Source organism: Curtobacterium sp. MEB011 (assembly GCF_030209655.1).
Lineage (GTDB): Bacteria > Actinomycetota > Actinomycetes > Actinomycetales > Microbacteriaceae > Curtobacterium > Curtobacterium poinsettiae.
This window is the reverse complement of record NZ_JARVRN010000011.1, coordinates 210,643-230,373: the sequence shown is the minus strand read 5'-3', so window position 1 is coordinate 230,373 and position 19,731 is coordinate 210,643. Positions and strand designations below refer to the sequence as shown.

Genomic DNA, 19,731 nt, shown 5'->3' with positions numbered 1-19,731 from the left:
CTAGTCTGCCCCACCAGCCGAAGAGTCCCCTGCCAATGACGCAGGTCGGACGACCAGCTGCGGCTCGTGGTGCACCGGGAACGCCACCGACCGCGCGATGAAGCAGAGCTCGTTGGCCGTGGTGTGCGCGGCCTCGGCGTCCGCCACCCGGTCGGCCTCGAGGATCGTGACCACCGGGTGCAGGGTCGCCTCGGTCAGCTCGCCCGACCCGTCGCGGTTCAGGCGGAGCGACGCGGTCGCGGTGTCCCGGTAGTCGACGACGGTGAAGCCCTTCGTGACCGCGACGTGCAGGTAGCTGAGCATGTGGCACTGGGCCAGTGCCGCGACCACCATCTCCTCGGGGTTCCAACGGTCACGGTCCCCGCGGAACGTCGGGTCGGCGGAGCCGGGGACGTCGGGCTTGCCGGTGGCCGAGACCACGTGTTCGCGGCCGTAGTCGCGGTACCCGGAGGTGCCGGTCCCGCGGTCGCCGGTCCAGCTGACGGAGACCTCGTAGGAGTGGTCGTGCACGGGTGCGCCCCTTCGCCTTGGCTAGCATGGCGGCATGACGGTGAGCCCCGAAGTCCGCAGTGATCGCCATCCTCTCACCGCCGACGGTTCCGTCGAGTTGGCGGTGCTCGAACGCTCAGGGTTCGACGAGAGCCGACACGTCGGAGCCGGCGTCGTCGTCGACGCGACCGGCACGGTGATCGACTCCGTCGGCGACGTGACCGCGAGCATCTACCCGCGTTCCACCATGAAGCCGTTCCAGGCGCTGGCGGTCCGACGAGCCGGTGCGCTGTTCTCCGACGAGGAGCTCGTCCTCACCACCGCGAGCCACGCCGGCACCGCCGCGCACCAGGCGCTCGCCCTGCACATGCTCGAGTCCTTCGACCACGTCGAGGCCGACCTCGGTTGCCCGCCGGACATGCCCTTCGACCGCAGGACCGCCCGCACGATGGACGGCCCCCGCCGACTGGCCATGAACTGCTCCGGCAAGCACGCCGGCATGCTCGCCGCCTGCCGGGTGAACGGGTGGGACGAAGCCACGTACCTGGACACGGAGCACCCGTTGCAGCAGCGGGTGCGTTCCGTGGTCGAGGAGTACACGCACGAGACCGTCGACCTGGTCGGCACGGACGGCTGCGGCGCTCCCGTGTTCCCGCTGAGCCTGACCGGGCTCGCGCGCGGGTTCGCCGGGGTCGTGGCACGGGCCGACGACGACTCCGCCGCCCTGACCGACGCGGTCCTGGCCCACCCGTGGGCGATCGACGGCGTCGGACGTGCGAACACGGTGACCATCGAGCGGCTGCAGGTGCTGGCGAAGTTCGGTGCCGAGGGCGTCATGGTCATGGGGTTGCCCGGCGGTGCGGCGGTCGCGGTGAAGGTGCTCGACGGCTCGCAACGGGCCGGCACCCTGGCAGCCCTGGCCCTGCTCGAGCGCAACGGGCTCGTCGCGGCCGACGGGGTGGCCGACGTGCTCGAGGCGACCGGTGAGCGGGTCCTCGGTGGCGGCGTGCCCGTCGGGACGGTGCGCGCGGGCGCCGGGCTGCGCTGATGCTCGGTCGTCGCCGATCGATCGGCGGCCCTCGTGCGGCGCGCTTCCTCAGCCGGTGCCGACGGGGTCGAGGTCGAGCAGCGGGAGCGCCGGGGCGACCCGGACGACGTCGTGGTCGTCGGATCGGCGGACGGAACAGCCGTACCGCGTGACCTCGACCGTGACGTCCCGGTGTCGGGGCACCGATCCGAGTCCGGCCACGAGCACCACGGTGCCGAGCGGTCGGCCGCCCTCGTCCATCCACACCGCGACCGAGGTGCCCCGCGGCAGGGTGCGCAGCGAGGGCTCGTCGCTGGTCGGTCCCCCGGCGTCCAGGAGTCCGGGCGCGACGGCCCACCGCAGGTCGTCCCCGTCGTGGACGGCAGCGGCACGGAGCTGCTCGGCGAGCCCGCGGAACACCGCGAGGGCCAGTGCCCCGGTCCCGACGACCGCGACGTGTGACGCCGCATCGACCCGGACCACGTGATCGCCGGGACCGTGTCCGAGGACGAGTGTGGGTGACCCACCATCGGCGTCGGGGACGAGGGCCGCCGGCGGTTGCAGCACGTGGAGGCGTTCCGACGTGTCAGGAGGTGTGCCCGGAGCACCGACCCGGTCGGGGATCGACGGCGCGACCACCACGACCGGACGGTCCGCCGGGAGCGCCGACGCGGAACGGTGGAGCACCACGTCGACCAGGGCGCAGCACGCGCCTGCGCCGAGCAGGACACCGTGCCCGACGCCGCTGAGCGGCGCGAGGACGCCGACCACGACGAGCGCGACCGCGGCCCCCACGACCACGCAGCGAGCGGTGAACCGGGACATGTCCCCATCGCACCAGGAACCGGGTGCCCGACGTTGGCCCGGGAGCGGATCTGTGGAGAAGTGCCCTACTGCACCAGGAAGAACTGCTCACCGATGTCGACGCGCGCGCCCCGCTCGACGCGGTACCGGCGACCGGGCTCGCAGCGGCGGATGGATCCGTCGATGTGCCGGACGACCGTGCCGTTGCCGGAGAACCGGTCCGAGACCCACAGGTCATCGCCGTCCCGGCCGAGCTCGAGGTGGGTCTTCGACACGGACTTGCCCGGATCGTGCACGGTCAGCAGGTCGTCGTAGCGCTCCCCCGGCTGCGGTCGGGGCAGTCGACCGAGGAGCCCGGTGCCGTGCACGCCGAGCCGCTCACCCGTGCTGAAGTGCAGCACGAACGGAGCCCGGGTCGGGGTCTTCGCGACGATGCGGGTCTCGTCGACGTCCTCGTCGAGGTCGTCGACTCCGGCGTTCGAGTCCGGCCGGTCAGCAGGTTGCAGGGGCAGCGCCGGTCCGGTCACGCCCGGGATCGGGGGCAGGGGCGCAGCGAGCGGTGCGCCCGTGGTCGTGGTGGACGGCGCCGAGGACGGCGCGGCGACGGAACCCGGCACGGGTGGGATCGGCGAATCCGCGACGAAAGGCGCCCCGCGCGGTGTCTCCGATTCGGTCTCCGGTGTAGCGTGCGCCCCGCGGGGGCGTCCGCCCGGACTCGACTGCTCCACGTCGGCGGGGACGGACTCGTCGTCCGCCTGGATCTCGTCATCCGGCTCGTCGAGTGCGGCGACGTCGGCGGACCCGTCTGGGTCCGCGGGCTCGTCCGCACTGCTGTCGTGCCCGTCGTCCTGGTTCGTGGCGGTGCTCGCCTCGGACGTCTCGGTGCCGGCGGTGTCGTCCGCTGCCCAGTCGGGCCGGGTCATCGGCAACGGCATGACCGGGCCGGTGAAGGCCGCGGTCACGGCGGGCCGGACCGCCCCGCACTCACCGCAGAAGATGTCGTCCGGCTCGAGCCGGTTGCCGCAGACGTGGCAGATGGTCGTCTCGTGCATGCCCGGTGTGACGAGCGGGGCCGGACGCGGCGGACGGCGGTCGATCAGCGGTTCGACCACGGCGGTGTCCCCGGGCTGCGGGGGCGACACGACGGGCGACTGGTCGTCGTCGGCAGCGGTCTCCGAGGCAGCGACGGTCAGGTGGTCTGGCTCCGGCGCGGAAACGACCGGCGCGTCGGACGCACGCGCGGAAGCCGGAGCGTCCTGCTCGGCGACCGGTTCGGACGGTGCTCCTGGCATGGGCGGGACGACCGGCTCGGCGGGTGACTCGGCGGCGGCAGGTGCGCCCCGGCCCACCCACCAGGACGGACCGGCGGGTGCTGCCGGCGGTGCGGAGTCGGCTGGCGGTGCCCAGACGGGCAGCGAGGGCTCGGGCGCGACAGGCGCGACGGGAGCGACGGGAGCGGCTGGCGGAGACGGCACCGGCTGTTGCACGGTGGGCGCATCGGCGTCGTTCGCCGGCGCCGCGGGTGTCGCGGGTCGACCGGGTGCCGGGGCGATCCGGGTCCGCTCGGGGTCGTCGGCGTCGAGCGGGTCGGACGCGTAGGCGTCGGGGTCCAGGACCGGCTCGGCCGCTGACCGGTCCGCCGCACCCGACCAGTCGTCGAGCCCCGACCCGGCACCGTGCACGTGCGAGGGCGCCTGTCGTGGGGCGAGGTCATCGGGACGCTGCACCGGCACGGGGGCCGGCGGTTCCTCGCCGCGGCGGTCGGCACCGGTGAGCCAGGCACGGGTCGCGGGGTCGAGCGTGGATTCGGGCAACCAGGCGTCGGAGGCGGGGTCGGATCGTCGGCCGTGCGTGTCGGGCTGCTGCAACGGCGGCGGCGGTGCCTGCTCGACGGGGGTCGGCGCGACCGGGCGACGGCTCGCCGCAGCGGTTACCGCGCGGCCGCACTCACCGCAGAAGATCGCCCCGTCCGGGAGCATCGATCCGCAGTGTTCGCATCTGATCACGTGGTGCCTCTGTCCTCACTCGGCCGACCACGACGCTCGTCCGGCCTCTGGACATCGTAGTCGCCGCGCCCCGGTGCACCCTGGCCGCCGGTCCCCCGACGAGCCCGCGCCGTCGGACGCCGCAGCGTTCCCCGCAGGGACCGGAGCGAGACCGCCGTGCGGAACCGCTCCCGGCGGGTGCGGTCGCGGCGCAACGAGCCGATCGCGTCGTCGGTCGCGGACCACATGCGGTCGGCGGTGGTCTGGTCGGGGTCGCTCGGTCCGAACACCGCGCGGTCGGCCAGCGCAGCGAGTCCGGTACCGCCCTCGCCGGGTGCGCCGACGACGGCTTCACGACGAGTGGCGGAACGCCGCACGTCGTGCCCACGGTCGAGCAGCTGGTCACGGTACTCGTCCCAGGCACCGACGATGCGGCCCCGCGGCGAGGCGGCGTTCCGCCGTCGGCGCCGTCGCAGTCGCTTCAGCAGCACGATCACGGCGAACGGCAGGAGCACGAGTGCGACCACGCCGAGGGTCCCGAGTGCCCAGGGCAGCACCGCGAGCAGGATCTGGAGCCAGAGCGGCTGCACCGGCGGCGTGTTCCGGTCGCTCTCCGGAGGCGCCTGCTGGTCCTGGTCCTGCTGGTCCACCGGAGGCGGCGGCACGACGGTCTCCGGCCGGGTCACCGGCTGCGGGGTCTGCTGCTGCTCGTTCGGGATGTCGCGCACCTCGGGGTTCGGGTTGAGCATCACCCATCCCCACTGCGCGGTGTCCACCTCGATGCGGGCCGTCACGTCGGACCCGCGGAAGGTCGTCGTCCCCCCGCGCTGTGCGGTGCCGTTCCGGCCAGAGTCTCCCCCGGCGGTGAAGCCCATCACGACCCGTGCGGGGAACCCGATATCGTCCGCCATGAGTGCGGCCGCCGCGGCGTACTGCTCCTGGTCGCCGATCATCAGGGGTGCGGTCAGGAGTTCCTGGACCCGGTCGGCGCCGTGGCCCGACCGGCTCTTCCGGTCGTCACCGACACCGTGGCTGACGTACCCGTTCCGCTGCAGCGCCTGCAGCGCGGCGAGGAGCTTCGCCCCGGGCGCCGACACGTCCTTCGTGGTCGACTCGACGGTGTCGCGGACGGCGTCGGGGACGTCCCGCGCGGTGGGCACGGCAGCGCTCCCCGGCCGGGCGGTGGCGAGCTGCCGTTCGGTCGGCTGGTCGGGCAGCACCGCGGTGAGGTCGTAGGAGGTGCCGTCGCCGACGCCGCCCACCACCGCGCCGGTGCTGGTCGACCCGTTGTAGAAGAACGCGCCGCGCTCGTCGTCGGCGTCCTTCCCGGTGAACTGCACACGTTCCAGGTCGCCGACGGTGGGCAACCAGACACCGCGGTAGCCGTCGACGGTCACCCCGACGTCGACCGTGGTGCCCCGGACACCCCGGACGTCGACCGCGGTCGGCACCCGTTCGAAGGTGCCCGAGCCGGCCGAACCGTCGGACCCGCCGACGCGGTAGACCACGCCGTCGTACGAGTCGAGCGTCGCGATGCGGACGAACCCGTCCTTCGGCAGTCCGGTCACCCGGAGCTGGGTGGCGTCCGATGCCGTCGACTCCTCGTAGGCACGGAACCCGCTGAGCGGACTGACGTAGTCGCGGGGGTCGAACGGCTTCACGACGTCGGTGCGCGCGACCGTGCGGTCCCCGGACGGCGGAGCGACCAGGCCGAGACCGGTCGCCACGACCGCCGCGGCCACGATGGTCCCCGTGCCGACGAGCGCCGGACGGACGATCGACCGCGCGACCGGCACACGGGAACCGATGGTGGTGGCCACCGCGACCGCGCGACGCGCGTGCCGCACCGTCAGCGCCCAGACGAGCGCGATGCCGACCAGGACGACGGCCGTCACGATCGACGTGTCGAGCCGGCTCGGCCCGACGACCACGCCCACCGCGAAGAGCACGAGTGCCGGGATGCTCGCGAGTTCCTGCCTGGAGGCGCGGGTCGCCACGCTCACGGCGGTCACCGTGGCGACGAGCAGCGTCACGAAGTACGGCACGAGCAACGCTTCGTACGACCCCACGGGCAGGCTGATGGTCACCAGCTGCTTCCAGCCGAGGGCGACGCCCGCGAAGAGGTCGAGGAATCCGCGCCCGGTGGGCAGCAGGCCGTTGGCCTGACTCGGCACGGCGGCGGGGACACCGCTCACCGTGAAGGCGGCGACCGTCGCGATCGCCACGACGGCCGTCGGCAGCCGGAACAGGGTGCCGAGGAGCGCGACGACCGTCCCGATGACGATCGCGGTGACCGCCGCGGTGAGCATCGCTGGGTCGCGGTACACCGGCCACCACGACGTGCTCGCGACGGCCAGCAGCAGCCAGACCGCCAGGGTGCCGCCGGCGAGCCGGAACGGGACGAGCCGTCGGGCATCGCGACGGTCCGACCGTCGCGTGGAACGCCTCGCCCGGTCCGCCGAGGGTGCCGGGGTGGTCACGGGTGCGGCGCTCACGCTGCCGACGCCGATCGGTGCAGGGCGTGCCGGAGGTCGTCCAGGTAGCCGATGGTCATCACGGTCAAGCCGGCGACCCGCAGGAACCGGGGCTGGGCCTCGGGCTCGCAGATCACCGCGACGACCTCCACCCCGACGGGGAACCGGGTTGCGGCGAGCCGCAGGGCGGGCAGGCCGACGGTGGACCCCACCACGAGGAACGCGACGGAGATGCCCTCGGTGTCGCTGCCGACGATCCGCGAGACCTCGGCGATGGGCAGGCAGGCGTCGGCGAGGCCGACCGAGGCGAAGTCGTCGAGCAGGCGCGTGGGCGTCACGGTCGGGAGCGTCCGCACGGCGTAGACGGCGCGCTTGGCGAACTCCGGGGTGCGCTGCGACACCACGACCGAGACCTCACGGCCGTCACGGATCGCCCGGGCACCGAGCGACGCCGCGGCGCTCACCGCGAGCTCGAACTCCTCGTCGTCGGCGAACTCGCCGCGGGCGATGCCGAGCGCGACCACGAGGTGCGAGCGTCGGGTGTCCTCGAACTGCCGGACCATGAGCGCGCCGGACTTGGCGGTCGACTTCCAGTGGATGGTGCGGGGGTCGTCACCGGGCATGTACTCGCGGATCGCGTGGAAGGCGATGTCCGACGGCGACAGGTCGGTCGTCGCCTGCCCCTCGAGGTCGCGCACCAGGCCCGTGCTCGTCGACGGGATCGCGATCGTGCGCGGGTGCACGATGACCTGCTCGCGGGCGGTCCAGACGACCTCGCGGCGGACGAGCCCGACCGGGTCGGCGCGGACCCCGGTCACGGGACCGACGTCGAGCACCCCGCGGCGGAGCGTGGGGACGGGAACCTGCCGCTCGAACGTGCCCTGCGGCCCGATGGCGGGGATCGCCACGTCCACGAGGCCCGATCCGACCGGCACCTCGACGGTCGTCGGCACCGACGGCAACCGTGTGGGGTTCTCGGCCGTGACGATCACACCGGCCTCGTCGCCGACCGCGACGCGGTGCTGCGGCAACCGCATCCGGATCGCGAGCCGCGACCGGCCGATCAGCGCCACCGCGGCGACGACCGCGAGCACCGCACCGGCGAACCCGACGACGACGATCTCACGCAGGCCGAACCGGTAGCCGGCCACGAACGCGACGAGCGTCAGCGCGGCGACCGTCCACCCGAGCCCGGTGACGACGGACGAGACCTCGCCCCAGAGACGCAGGACGAACCTCCAGGCCGTTGCCCAGATCCGGACGATCCCGATCACCGCATCCGCTGCGACGCCGTCGCGGTCACCGACGATGCGCGTCCGGACGTTGGTCATGCCGGTGACGGTCCCCGTGCGCTCGTACGCCGTCGTGCCACGACGCGACCGCGTCGAGGACGGACGGCGCGAGCGCGTGGAGACGGACCGGCGGTCCGTCACGTCGTGACTCGGTCGGCGGGCGGCGGGGTCTCCACCAGCAGCTGTGCGATGACGCTCGGTGCGCTGACGCCGTCGAACTCGGCCTCGGCGTCGAGCACCAGGCGGTGTGCGAGGACGGGGACCGCAAGCGCCTTCACGTCGTCCGGGGTGACGTAGTGCCGACCGCTCAGCGCCGCGAGGACGCGGGACGCACGGATCAGGCCCATCGCACCGCGGACGCTGACGCCGAGTCGGACCTCGCTCGCCGAGCGGGTCGCGTCGACCAGGCGGGCGACGTAGTCGGCGATCACGGCGTCGACGTGCACGGTGCGCGCCAGGGCCGCCATCTCGGTGATGGTCGCGGCGGGCACGACGCTCGCCAGCGGGACCGACGCCGAGGGAGCCGACGAGGTCTCCAGGATCCTCACCGTCGCGGCGTGGTCCGGGTAGCCGATCGACGTCTTCATCAGGAAGCGGTCGAGCTGCGCCTCGGGCAGGCGGTACGTGCCGGCCTGCTCGATCGGGTTCTGGGTCGCGATGACCATGAACGGCGCAGCGAGACGGTGGTTGACGCCGTCCACCGTGATCGCGGACTCCTCCATCGCCTCGAGCAGCGCGGACTGGGTCTTCGGGCTGGCACGGTTGATCTCGTCGGCGAGCACGATGTTCGCGAAGACCGGCCCGCGGTGGAAGTCGAACTCCTGCGTCCGCTGGTCGTAGACGCTGATGCCGGTGATGTCACCCGGCAGCAGGTCGGGGGTGAACTGGATGCGGTTCGTGGTGCCCTGCACGCTCTGCGCCATCGCCCGGGCCAGGCTCGTCTTGCCCGTGCCGGGGACGTCCTCGAGGAGCAGGTGTCCCTCGCTCAGCATCGCCGTGACCGCGAGGCGGATCACGAACGTCTTCCCGAGGAGCACCTGCTCGACGTTGGTCACGATGCGGCCTGCGACGTCGGCGAACCAGGTGGCCTGCTCCGGGGTCATGCTCATGCGGGATGGTCCTTCGGTCGTGGCGGGAGGTGCGGCAGAGGGCTGGTCGGGGCGGCGGGGGTCAGCCGCCGGGGGCGGGTTCCGGGGCCGGTTGCTCTGGCGGAGGTTCCGGGGCGGCTGCGACCGGGAACGGTTCGGTCGCTTCGCCGGCCTGGGTCGAACCGGATCCGTCCGTCGCGCTGACGTACGCGCGGACCTTGACGGACTTGGCGAAGAACGGTGGTTCGGGAGGAGTTTGCCCAGCGTCCCAGCTCGATGTCGTGGGGAATCCGTCACCGTCGTCGCTCGCGTACCAGTACGCGGTGTACCGCACCGTGATCCCACTGCCGCTGGGGCCCGTCACGGCGATCGCCTGTCCTTGCTGTGCGGTCGTGACCGTCAGGTTCGCATCGAACGCGGTGGCGTTCCCCGTCCAGGAGTCAGCATCAGACGTGCAGAAGCTGCTCCCTGGGCCGCCGCATGCGCGGAGGGTCAGGAGTGCTGAGACGTTGCGGGCGCCGGACCCGGGCACGCCCGTCCACGTCTGGCCAGGCTGGAGCGTGATCGGCTGTCCGCCGGTCTCGAGCTGGTAGTGATGTGCAGGCCGCGACGGGGCGGTGACGCTCACGTTCCAGAGGTTGGTGCCAGCCGGCACGACGTCAACCGAGGGTCTGCCGGTTCCCGACGGGCGTTCGTAGGTCACGGCGTCGACGTACTCGACGTTGCAGAAGTAGCCGTTGGTCACGGTCACCGCGTACCGGGTCGACCCACCGCCGACACCCGAGTCCCGCGTCGGACTCGAGCTGCCGAGTGAGTTCGAGGACGGCGCAGCGCAGTTCACGTTGCCGGAACGGAACACGGCGTAGCGGAGCCCCGAGCCGCCCGCGGCATCACCGGCGCTCCAGGTCACGGTGACGGTCGACCGACCAGAGGAGTCTGCCTGGTCTCCGGCGACCGCCTGCAGGTTCGTCGGCTTGCCGGGCGTCCCGACGGCGCTGCCGGTCGCGGACGCGGAGTTCCACTGCACGACGGTGTCGTTGCGGTCGGCGTCGTTGCGGGCCGACACGGTGACCTTGTACTGAGCAGCACTCTGGGCACCGGTGAACGAGGTGTTCGTGGCGGTCCCGGTGTGGCGAGTGGTCGACAGGCCCGGGCCCTCGATCGAGACGATGTAGTCGTCGACCGCGCTGCCGTTGTTCGGCGCGGACACCTTGCCCCACTTGACGTCGAGCTGGTTCGGCGTCGACTTGCTCGGCGTGACGGTGATGCCCTTCGGCGGTGCCGGCACGAAGTCCGCGCTCACCGGGGCCGAGCGGGCCGAGGGCTTCGAGTCGCCGATCGCGTTGGTCGCCACGACCTGGAACCGGTAGGACGCCTTCGGGTCGAGTCCCGTGAGCGTGCACACCGTCGCGGTGCCGCAGTTCTTCAAGACACCGTTGGTCCCGACGACGCGGTAGCCGGTGATGGGCGAGTTGTTGCCCTGCGGCGTCGACCAGGTGAGGGTGGCCTGGCCACCGTCGTAGGAGCCGGTCCGGCTGGGCGCACCGGGGGCATCGGGAACGTCCTGCACCGAGATCGTGACGTCGCCCCAGACGTAGCGGTCGGGATCGTTCGTCGCGTCCGCCACCTGGTACTGCAGGTGGGCGTCGCCGGGCTTCGCGGTGGCTGCGACCGAGACCTGCAGGCGGGTGCGGTCACCGCTCGGGGTGACGGTGACACCGCTCGGCAGCCCGCCGGACAGTCCGCGGATGTTCACCACGCGCAGACGCTCACCCGGGAACGGGTTGGTCGGCTGGTCGTTCGTGAGCACGTCGATGGTGGTGGTCGCCCCGCGTTTGGTCACCGAGCGGTCGGCACCGGGCTGCACCACCGGTCGTGTGGAGGCGACGACACCGACGGTGACCGTCCCGGCACGCCCGGCGTTGGCGTCGTCGGCGACACCGATCCCGACGGACGCCGTCGTGTTCTTCTTCGCGGTGTCGGCGACCGAGATCGTGAGCTGCTGCTTCGCGATCGACGCGGTCGTCCCCGCTGCGGGCCGCCCGACGATCGAGTACCGGAGTTCCGGCAGGTCCTTCGGGTACGGGTAGTCGGTCAGCTTCGTGAGGTCGATCTTGCGGGTCTCCCCCGGCTGCATCTCGACCGAGGAGCCCGTGAACGCCGGCGGCTGGTTCGACCGGGGCGTCACCGTGATCGGCAGCACGAGTGTGGCGACGCGTCCCTTGCCGCCGTTCGCCGACGACCCGTCGGTCACCTCGAACGAGATCGACGCCCTGCCGTAGTAGAGCTTCGCCGACGTGAACTGCAGCGTCGACGAGTCCACCACGAGACTCTGCCCGTTGGCGTGGGTGGCCTTGACCGTGCCGCGGTCGGTGATCTTCGCGGTCTTGCCGTTCGCGGTGACGACGAAGTCCTGCAGCGGGATGCGCACGGTCGCCTCGCTCTTCACCGTGACCGCGCCCGCGCTGCGGTTGATCTGGGGCAGGGCATCGTCGAAGCCCGGCACGTTGATGAAACCGTAGGACACGATGTCCGGATGGTCGATCCGAGCGACCGAGAACGGGATCACCTGCGAGTCGTCGGTCAACCGCACGGTGATGCGGCCGTCGTCGGTGGGCTTCGCCGTGTCGCCGTAGCCGGGGACGACGCCGACCCGCAGGTCGGCCGCGGTGCCCTCGGCGAAGAAGACGTTGTCGAGCACGTCGACGGTCACGCTCTGCCGGTGCAGGATGTCCTGCAGGTCGAGCGTGGTGTCGTCGACCTCGGGCCGGAGCGGCTGGGCGTCCGGGTCGACGGTCACCGTGAGGAAGGCCGTGCTCGATCCCCCGCTGGTGTTCGCGACGGTGTACAGGACCGCGAAGTCACCGCTCTTCGCCGACTTCGGGGGCGTGACGCGGATCTGCTGCTTGCGGAGGATCTTCGCGGTGACGTCCTCTGCCGTGGGCTCCGCCTGTGCGACGGTGAGCTGCCCACCCTCGGGGTCGGAGTCGTTCTGCAGGACGCGCACCGTGACCGAGCCGCCCGGCCGGATGGTGACGTGGTCGGCCTCGGCCACGGGGTTCGACGCCTGCTCGGCGCGCGGCGCGATGCCGACGCGCACGGTGCCGCTCGCACGGGCGCCGAGAGCGTCCACCACGGTGTAGGTGAACTCGTCGGTGCCGGCTGAGTAGTCGCCGGCCTCGTAGGTCAGGGCGTCCGCGGCCACGTCGGTGACCGATCCCTTGTCGGGGTTGGAACCCACGCCGACGAGCTGGACGGAGTCGCCGTCCGGGTCGATCCCGTTCAGGGGCACGCTGACCCGCACCGACGAACCGGCGACGACGCGCGCGGTGACGGTCTGCGGGACCGGCGGGTTGTTCGTGGCGGCGTCGCGCTCGCGCACCGAGATCGACACGGCGGCGTCGGCGTACTGGCCGTCGGGCCCGGCGACCCGGTAGACGGCGGTGTAGTTGCCCGGCGTCTTCGGGGCGAGGTACCGCAGGTGGTCACCGGAGACGAACAGCAGCCCGCCGTCGCCCGGCACGTTCTGCACCAGCTCGGGCTGCAGCGTCAGCGGCTCGCCTTCTGGCTGGGTGTCGTTGTCGAGCACGTCGATGTTCGCGACGTCGCCGACACGCACCGTGGAGCTGTCCGGTTGGGCGACCGGTGGCTGGATGCGGTCGGGCTTCGGGATCTCGACGACGGTGATCGTGCCAGGGGACGACGCCAGGCCGTTGGTCTCGGTGTACCCGAACGAGACCGGTCCGTCGAGCGGTGCCGTGAGGGTGACCCGGACCGTGTGCTGGTCGAGGATGCTCGCCTGCACGCCGCTGCCGCGTCCGGGGCCGTCGAGCGCCGTCACGAGCAGCACGCCGCCCGCCGGGTCGATGTCGGTCGCGGTGACGTCGGTGTCCTTCGAGGACAGGGTGTTGACGAACACCGTCTTCGGCGTGGTGATCGGCGCCGTCGACGCGTCCGGTGGCGCGAGGACGGTCACACGGACGATGCCGCTCGACGTCTTCACGCCGTCGGTCACCGTGTACTCGAGCTGGTGGTCGCCCGCCCGTTCACCCTGCACGCGGAACGTGCCGGCGTCGTAGCTCGGGGTGACGGTGAGGCCGGACGCCGAGGACACACTCGTCAGCGTCACGGTGCCGTTGCCGCCCCGCACGTGGTCGAGCGGCTCGACCGTGAACGCCTTGCCCGCGTAGCCGGACACGGGGAACGGATCGGCACGCAGCGGGACGGTGCCCTGCTTGGCCACCCGGACCGTCACGGCGCCCCGGCCGTCCGCGCGGCCGTCGCTCACGACCAGCTGCACGGACCGTTCGCCGGTCCGACCGCTGTCGTTCCGGAAGTCGAGCAGACCGTCGGGCGTGGTGGACACCCGGTCGCCGTTCGACGCCGTGGCCGACTCCAGGTACACCGGGTCGCCGTCCGGGTCGACCCAGTCGCCGAGGACGTTCGTCACGACGTGCCCGTTCTGGACGACGTCGGCAGAGGTGTCGCGCACCTGCCGCGGTGCTTCGTTCTGGCTGTCGGGACGGACGGTGACCCGGACGGTCGCGGTGTCGGAGCCGCCGTTGCCGTCGGTGATCGTGTACGGGAACGTCACGGTTCCGGTGGCGCGCGACGACAGCGTCACCTGCAGGCGTTGGCCGTCGCCGACGATCGCGACGCGGCCGGCGGACTTCGAGATGGTGCCGACCTTGCTCACGATGATCGGGTCACCGTTCGGGTCGTAGTCGTTGAGCAGGACCGGGAGGCTCGTGGTGCGTCCCGGACGAGCGCCCAGTTCGTCGTCGACCGCGACCGGCGGCTTCTGGTCCTTGTCGACCTCGGGGTCGTCGTCGGAGACCTGCTCCCGTTGCTGCTGGTCGTCCCGCTTGATCAGGTCGGCCCAGTTGTCGATGAGCTGACCGCTCCGGTCGATGGCCCAGGAACGGCCGCTCGTCGGGTCGTTGGCGACGACGGTGTCGCCGTTGTGCAGGATCTGCAGTTCGCTCGTGCCGCCGGTGCTCGCCAGCCGCTGCAGCGCGTTGCCGTCGCAGGTGTCGATCGCCTCTCCGCCCGCCCATGCCGCGTAGGTGCACGATCCGTCGACGTAGGGCCGGGCGGCGCGTCCGGAGACCTGGAGCGCGGTGGCGTCCACGGCACCGGAGGCGCTGACCCGGACCAGGCCCGCTGTGCCGGCGACGGTCACCTGGGCCGTCGTGTCCGACGAACGCTGCAGCGCCGGCGACGAGCCCACCCGGTCACCGAGCTCGACGGTGCGGCCGTCGACCGACAGGGCACCGCTCGTGCGGTCGAGCACGGCGAGGTGCCCGTCGAAGGTCGCGACCTGGAAGTCGTCGCCGCGGTCCATCTTGACCTTCCACCGTTGGTCGACGGTGAGCGTCGTGCCGACGTCGACGAGCGATGCGGTCCCGGTCTTCGCGGAGTAGACCGCGACGTGCCCGTCGGAGGCGTCGAAGACGGTGTCGGCGCCGAGGGTCAGGTCGGCCTTGGCCGACGCGTCGAACTCGGCGAGGTCGCTCGCGGGTGTGGCCCAGAGCTCGCCCGTGTCGGCGTTGCCGATGACCGCGGTGTCACCGGCGAAGAAGACATGTGGCGTCCCCGCCGGCAGGGTGATGGCGTCGCCGACGGTGGCGTCGGCGACGTTGACCTGTGCGACGGTGCCCTTCGTCTCGTCGACGCTGTAGACGGTGGATCCACGCTGCAGCACCGAGAGGTCGTCGCTGGCCGTCTCGACCGCGGTGTTGAGCTGCAGGATGCCGGTGTTCGCCCGTCCGACGGCGCCGTACTCGGCAGAGGGCACCCACACGGTGCCGTCCCCGAGGTCGACGCGCTGCGTGTGGTACCCGGTGGACACGATGGCGGTGGTCGCGACGACGGCGGCGACGAGCACCGAGACGCCCGTCGTCACCGCGGCGGAGCGGTGCTTCGCGAGGAGGGCGCGGATCACCCGGCGCTCCCGATCGTCGCGCACTTCTGCGCACTCGCAGCGCCCGTCTTGCCGTCCCGGTTCACCGCGACGGCGATGCACTCCTCGTCGCCCCGGTCACCGGAGACGACGAAGGTCGTGCCGGTCTGCTGGCTCGAGGAGCCGTTCGACGAGATGACGTAGGTGTCGCCGCTGCGCAGGCCCGGGTCGGTCCAGCTGAACGACACCGACTGCGGGGACGTCTCGGCGCGGAGTTCGGCGACGACGGGGATCGCCCCGGCGCCGAGTCGTCCGACGACGACGACCGTGGCGACGGCGAGGGCGGCGACCACGACGACGGTGAGGGAGGTCGCCCAGACCAGGGTCGAACGGCTCCGGCGGCGGCTCCGCGTCACGGAACCGGTGCGGTGCACCGTGCCGACGCTGTGGCCGCCGCCGGCCACGACACCGCCCTGCACGGCGCGTCGGGTCCGGCGGCGGCCACCGACACGGGTCGGCGGCTGCAGCTCACGGATCATCGTGCGGTCGCCGTGTGGGGTCGGTGTGGAGATCGCCCAGGCCTCGACCGCGACGTCGGCGGACGTCTGCGGGATGCCGAGCTCGGCCTCGACCTGCTGGAACCCGCGCACGAGCTCGATCACCGACGCCGGGCGCCCCTGCGGCTTGCGCGAGAGTGCCGAGGCGAGCAGGCGCTCGAGCGAGGGCGGCACGTCGGTGCGTCCGGTGGGCTTCACCCCGCCCTTGTCGATCCGGTGCATCAGGTCGTTCGCGCCGTTCTTGCCGCCACGGACCTCGAACGGGCTGCGCCCCGCCAGGAGCGAGTAGACGGTGGCAGCGAGCGAGTACACCTCGGACTGGATCGTGCCGCGCGACTCGTCGATCAGGACCTCGGGGGCCGACCACGGGATCGACATGCCGATCGGCTCGTCCGGGTCTGTGCCGCCGATGGTCGCGGCGATGCCGAAGTCGGAGAGCACGGGGTTGCCGTAGGCGGTCAGCAGGATGTTCGACGGCTTGATGTCGCGGTGCAGCACGCCCTCGCGGTGTGCGGTCTCGAGGGCGGATCCGATGCGGATGCCGATCGACAGCACCTCGGAGACCGGGATCGGTTCGCGACGGTACCGCTCGCTGAGCGACGACGAGCAGAGCTCCATCACGAGGTACGGGCGACCGTCCGCCGCGACGCTCGCCTGCAGGACGGTGAGGATCGACGGGTGCGTGCTCAGCCGGGCCATCAGGTTGGCCTCGGCCTGGAACATCTGCCGGACACGGTCGTCGACGACCTCGTCCAGCAGCACCTTGACCGCGACCTGGCGCCGGGGCATGTCCTGCTCGTAGAGGAAGACGTCGGCGAAGCCACCGGACCCGAGGACGTGCACGGGACTGAAACCGCCGATCACGGGCGGGTTGGACGGCAGGCGTCTCGCCATGGTCCTCTCCTCCCCCCGGCCGAGCGGCCAGCTCTCTCGACGTGGCCATGTCATTGTACGAAGCGTGGGTGACCGACATTCCGCACGTCGGTCCCCCACCGGTCGACGTGTTCCCCCAGTTCGGGGGCCAGCTAGTGCCGCGGCAGCGTGTCCTCGAGGTCACCGTCGTCCGGTGCGGCGTCGACCTGCAGCACCACCACGGTGACGTTGTCACGGCCCCCGGCCACGACGGCGTCGCCGACCAGGCGCTCCGCCAGGTCCTGCGCGCCCGGCTCGCGTGCGGCGATCCGGGCGATGCCGGCGTCGCCGAGCTCCTTGGTCAGCCCGTCCGAGCAGACGATGTAGCGGTCACCGGCCCGCAGGGGCAGGGTCCACCAGTCCGGCGCCGGCGGCTCACCGAAGCCGACGGCTCGCGTGATGACGTTGCTGTCGGGGTGCTGTTCGGCGTCCTCGGCCCGCAACAGGCCGGCGTCCACCATCTCCTGCACCACCGAGTGGTCGACGGTGACGCGACGGAGCACGCCGTCCTCGATGCGGTAGGTACGCGAGTCGCCGACGTTGAACACGAGCGCCGCGGGCTGCCCGAGCGACGCCACGAGTGCGATCCCGGTGACCGTGGTACCTGCGCCGATGGCGTTGCCGCCGGCTGCACGCTCGATGTCGGCCGTCGCCAGGAGCAGGGCACGCTGGATGCCCTGCCGCGTGGTGAACGGTTCCGCGGTGACCTGTTCGAGCCGACGCACGACCGCGTCGCTGGCGCGGTCGCCTGCCAGGTGCCCGCCCATGCCGTCGGCGACGACGAAGAACGGCGCACCGACGATGTAGCTGTCCTCGTTGTGGTCACGCCGTCGACCGACGTCGGTCGCGGCTCCCCACGAGAGCGTCAGGGTGGCGCCGTCGGCACCGGGGACGTCGATGGCGTGCGCAGTGGCTGCTCGGCCGAGTTCGGTCACGTGTCAGGATCGCTCTCTGGTGGGTCGGGGCGTGCCGTGTGCTGTCTGATCGGAGGGCAACGGGAGAACCGGAGGCGCCCCATCTGCCGTCGGTGCGACCCGGAGGTACGGCGAGAGGACCTCGATGGCGTTGCCGTCACCGATCTCGACTACCGTACCCGTCAGCGCGACGATCGACGCACCCGACGCCATGCGGTAGGCGGGTGCACCGGCCGGGCGGACGACCGTCCCGTTGGTGGACCGGAGGTCCTGCACGACGACGGCCTCGCCCTCGGCGTGCATCCGCACGTGCGATGAGGACACCTGTCCGTACACCGACCGCACGGTCACGAGTTCGGGCTGCGGACCGCGGGTGACCCGCGGCAGCGACGGCCGTCGGCCGATGACCACCGGGTGGTCGAGCCGGAAGGTGCGGTCGCCGATGCGGATGGACGGCACGCGTGCCGTCGGCGCTGCGGGGACCGACGGCACGGTCGGGAGGCCCGGGGCAGCACCCACGGACGGGCCCGGCCCGGCGCCCGGTCGCGCTGGCAGCCGGACGACGGTGTCCTCCGGATCGGCGTCGTCAGCCGGCGCCGGCACCCGGACGGCGCCGTCGTGTCCGGGCCGGATGACGGTGTCGCCGAGGACCCCGTCGTCGGACTCGGACGCCGGGTCCGCTCCGGTGCCGGAACCGCCCGGTGCTGCGCCACGGATGACCGTGTCGCCGATGGCGTCGGCCGTCCGGTCACCGCCCGGCGATCGTCGGGGTCGCCGGATGACGGTGTCCTCGATGTCGTCGTCGCGCAACCGGAGCCCTCCCAGTGTGGTCTCCCCCACCGTAGACGATCCTGTCGACCCCAGGTCATCGCCGCTCCCACGACGGCCCACTGCCGGCGATGACCGAGCGCAGGACCAGCCCCGCGAGCGGGTCGTCCGCGCGGGTCTCGAGGGCGTAGCGTGCCCGGGTCTCCGCCCGTGCCCACGATCCGAGCGCCCAGGCGCACCACGCCCCGAGCGACAGGGCACCCGCAGCGCCCGACGAGCCGTCGAACGGGCCGTCCTGTGCCCGCCACAGCCGCCAGGCATCAGCACACCGATCCCCTGCGAGCCGGACCCTGGCACGGTCGGGCGCTGGGCCGAACCCGTGGAGCGCCGGCGGCGTCGGATCGGCGAAGGGGTCGAACACGCGGATCGACCGGGGATCCGGTGCGCCCTGTGCCGCGATGAAGGGGACCAGGGCCATCCGGGGCGCGAGCGCGCCGCACGCTGTCACCACGGCCGTCGCAGCGGCCGTCGACAGGTCGGCACGACCGGGCGCGACCAGCGCGGCCGCCGCGGCGGGGAGGGTGACCGCAGCGGCGATCTCGCGAGGGTAACGGACTGCGGAACCGGGGTCGGACTGTGCCGTGAGAGGGATCATGCACGTCATCGAAACGTGCTGCGGGCCTCCAGGCAGGGGCGCCCCGGCCATCTGTGGACCGGAGCGCCGCTGACGACGCGTGTGGAGGACGGACCGGGCGGGTCCGGCTCAGGCCGTGACGGGCTCCAGGCTCTCGGCGACCAGATCCCAGCCGCCCTCGTTCGGTTCGACGACGACACCGTGCGCAGCAGCCCACTCGACCAGGTCGCCCATGCTGCCGATGCTCGCACCGGTGCGGGCGAGCAGCGCCACCAGGCGACCCTTCGCCGTCTTGTTCCAGTGGTTCAGGGCTCGACGACGGCCGGAGCCGTCGACGCTCACCACCCGTGGTGCCACCGCTCCGGGCACGGGGCCGAGCTGCCGGTACCCCTCGGACCGCAGGTCGAGCACCAGGCCGTCCGCACGGGTCAGCAGGGAACGGGTCGACACCGCCGGCCAGTGCGCGGCCAACCGGATCGAACCGAGCCGCGAGTCGTGCGACAGCCGGTACGCCGGGATCGGGTCCCCCGCACCGATCGGCCCGAACATCGCGGACTGCACGATCACGTGCTCCGCCCACCACTCCCGGGTCGCAGCGTCCGCGTCCTGGGCGCCCAACGGGTCGTACAGGACCCCCGTGTACCGCTCGATCGCAGGCATGGTGCCCGAGGTCTCGAGCTCGAGGTTCCGGAGACGCTCGGCGATCGACTTCGGACCGAGCTTGAGTGCCGTCCTGGCCGAGGACTCCTCGGAACTGACGAAGCGGGCCGCGGTGATCACCGCGGCCCGCTCATCGGCCAGTTCCGGGAACGAGAGCGCACGCAGATCGAGCGTGCGACTCGTGTCCCCGCCCTCCCGCTTCGTCTCCGAAGGCGGGAGCAGGAC

The 19,731-nt window shown here is 72.4% G+C and carries 13 protein-coding genes and 1 pseudogene; 1 reads left to right on the top strand and 13 read right to left on the bottom strand.

Going from position 1 to position 19,731, the window contains the following annotated elements; translation table 11 throughout:
* Window positions 1-510, bottom strand: a complete 510-nt coding sequence (locus QRN30_RS14300) for an OsmC family protein (protein ID WP_017885731.1) — start codon at window positions 508-510, stop codon at window positions 1-3.
* 34 nt (window positions 511-544) lie between these two features.
* Here QRN30_RS14300 and QRN30_RS14295 point away from each other — a divergent pair, with 34 nt between their 5' ends.
* Complete coding sequence (locus tag QRN30_RS14295; RefSeq protein WP_194590518.1) at window positions 545-1,537, top strand: asparaginase; 993 nt, start codon at window positions 545-547, stop codon at window positions 1,535-1,537.
* Window positions 1,538-1,585: 48 nt separating this feature from the next.
* Here the strand turns inward: QRN30_RS14295 and QRN30_RS14290 are convergent, their stop codons facing one another.
* From QRN30_RS14290 to QRN30_RS14240, 12 genes and pseudogenes are all read right to left on the bottom strand, one after another.
* Window positions 1,586-2,341, bottom strand: a complete 756-nt coding sequence (locus tag QRN30_RS14290) for a hypothetical protein (protein WP_056068818.1) — start codon at window positions 2,339-2,341, stop codon at window positions 1,586-1,588.
* 65 nt (window positions 2,342-2,406) lie between these two features.
* Window positions 2,407-4,134 (bottom strand): FHA domain-containing protein, encoded by a 1,728-nt coding sequence (locus QRN30_RS14285; protein WP_284761252.1) that lies wholly within the window; start codon window positions 4,132-4,134, stop codon window positions 2,407-2,409.
* A 123-nt stretch (window positions 4,135-4,257) separates the two neighbouring features.
* A pseudogene (locus QRN30_RS17660) lies at window positions 4,258-4,326 on the bottom strand (zinc-ribbon domain-containing protein); the annotation flags it as partial.
* Window positions 4,323-6,800, bottom strand: coding sequence for a TgpA N-terminal domain-containing protein (locus tag QRN30_RS14280; protein WP_284761251.1), 2,478 nt, complete (start codon window positions 6,798-6,800; stop codon window positions 4,323-4,325). The pseudogene QRN30_RS17660 and the gene QRN30_RS14280, both read right to left, overlap by 4 nt.
* Window positions 6,797-8,110 carry a DUF58 domain-containing protein gene (locus QRN30_RS14275; RefSeq protein WP_040418733.1) on the bottom strand — a complete coding sequence of 438 codons (1,314 nt, stop codon included), beginning with the start codon at window positions 8,108-8,110 and terminating at the stop codon, window positions 6,797-6,799. Before QRN30_RS14275 ends, QRN30_RS14280 begins: the two co-directional genes overlap by 4 nt.
* A gap of 98 nt (window positions 8,111-8,208) precedes the next feature.
* Window positions 8,209-9,180 (bottom strand): AAA family ATPase, encoded by a 972-nt coding sequence (locus QRN30_RS14270; RefSeq protein ID WP_284761250.1) that lies wholly within the window; start codon window positions 9,178-9,180, stop codon window positions 8,209-8,211.
* Window positions 9,181-9,241: 61 nt separating this feature from the next.
* The gene (locus QRN30_RS14265; RefSeq protein WP_284761249.1) at window positions 9,242-15,103 is read right to left on the bottom strand and encodes an Ig-like domain-containing protein; all 5,862 of its coding nucleotides are present in this window, start codon (window positions 15,101-15,103) and stop codon (window positions 9,242-9,244) included.
* Entirely contained in the window at window positions 15,100-16,512 is a 1,413-nt protein-coding gene (locus tag QRN30_RS14260; protein ID WP_031259111.1) for a serine/threonine-protein kinase, read from the bottom strand. The genes QRN30_RS14265 and QRN30_RS14260 overlap by 4 nt, the downstream gene beginning before the upstream one ends.
* A gap of 131 nt (window positions 16,513-16,643) precedes the next feature.
* The gene (locus QRN30_RS14255; RefSeq protein ID WP_017885739.1) at window positions 16,644-17,465 is read right to left on the bottom strand and encodes a PP2C family protein-serine/threonine phosphatase; all 822 of its coding nucleotides are present in this window, start codon (window positions 17,463-17,465) and stop codon (window positions 16,644-16,646) included.
* A 3-nt stretch (window positions 17,466-17,468) separates the two neighbouring features.
* Entirely contained in the window at window positions 17,469-18,284 is an 816-nt protein-coding gene (locus tag QRN30_RS14250; protein ID WP_152427141.1) for an FHA domain-containing protein, read from the bottom strand.
* A 25-nt stretch (window positions 18,285-18,309) separates the two neighbouring features.
* Window positions 18,310-18,867, bottom strand: a complete 558-nt coding sequence (locus QRN30_RS14245; RefSeq protein ID WP_017885741.1) for a hypothetical protein — start codon at window positions 18,865-18,867, stop codon at window positions 18,310-18,312.
* A 108-nt stretch (window positions 18,868-18,975) separates the two neighbouring features.
* Window positions 18,976-19,728: a YaaA family protein gene (locus QRN30_RS14240; protein WP_284761277.1), complete on the bottom strand. Its 753-nt coding sequence runs from the start codon at window positions 19,726-19,728 to the stop codon at window positions 18,976-18,978.
* Window positions 19,729-19,731 lie beyond the last annotated feature (3 nt).